The organism is Bacillus sp. LR--39, from assembly GCF_053613335.1.
In genome coordinates this window covers 1-550 of record NZ_JBSIOT010001428.1, presented here as the reverse complement: position 1 = coordinate 550, position 550 = coordinate 1, and the positions used below count along the sequence as shown (strand labels likewise).

Annotated in this window: 2 protein-coding genes; one reads left to right on the top strand and one right to left on the bottom strand. The window is 40.5% G+C overall.

The genetic code is table 11. The features are described 5' to 3' along the window. Nucleotides 1-274 (bottom strand): DUF5412 family protein (locus ACWHAR_RS30935; RefSeq protein WP_452088913.1); only part of this gene is annotated, 274 nt, incomplete at its 3' end. Between the two features lie 105 nt (nucleotides 275-379). On the opposite strand from ACWHAR_RS30935, the gene ACWHAR_RS30930 reads away from it, so the two are divergent. Continuing rightward, nucleotides 380-502 (top strand): hypothetical protein, encoded by a 123-nt coding sequence (locus ACWHAR_RS30930; RefSeq protein ID WP_003229707.1) that lies wholly within the window; start codon nucleotides 380-382, stop codon nucleotides 500-502. Nucleotides 503-550 lie beyond the last annotated feature (48 nt).

Sequence of the window (550 nt, the reverse complement as noted above, 5' to 3'; positions counted from 1 at the left end):
AATTCCAGTAGATTGTTCTCTTGACAAGTGTTTTTTCATTTACAAGTTCACCTCTGGCTGCATCTAAGCTCAAGGTGTTTTCGGATACATAAGTGTTTAACGTATAGCTGCCGTCCGGCGATTCAACCGATTGGACGAGATTGCCTTTCGGAACGCTTTTTAGTGAAAATAACATCCAATAGATGGCGCCGCCGAAGAAGACCAGCAGGGCAAACATAATAAGCGGGATGTTGCTGCGTGTCTTAATGTGACTCTCTCCCTTTTTTTCTCTCATTTTACTATATATCGGATTCATATGATCTTTACATTTCTTTAAAATTACCTTAATAAAGCAATGATAAGATGAAATAAAGCCAATAAAGGGTGAGGGGAGACAGAAATGGAAAAAACGTATTGTCATTCCGGCGAGAAGGACCCAGAAGCGGTCTACTTAACTGTGAGAGGCTATCGAATTAAGCTGTCGCCTGAACAAATGAAACTGATTTCTGCCGTCAGAAAGTAAAAAATACATGATAAAGGCAGCCGCTTGTGCGGCTGCCTTTTTGATTTA

Coding starts and splice junctions, on each gene's coding strand:
- ACWHAR_RS30930 (WP_003229707.1), top strand. CDS start 380: ATGGAAAAAACGTATTGTCATTCCGGCGAGAAGGACCCAGAAGCGGTC.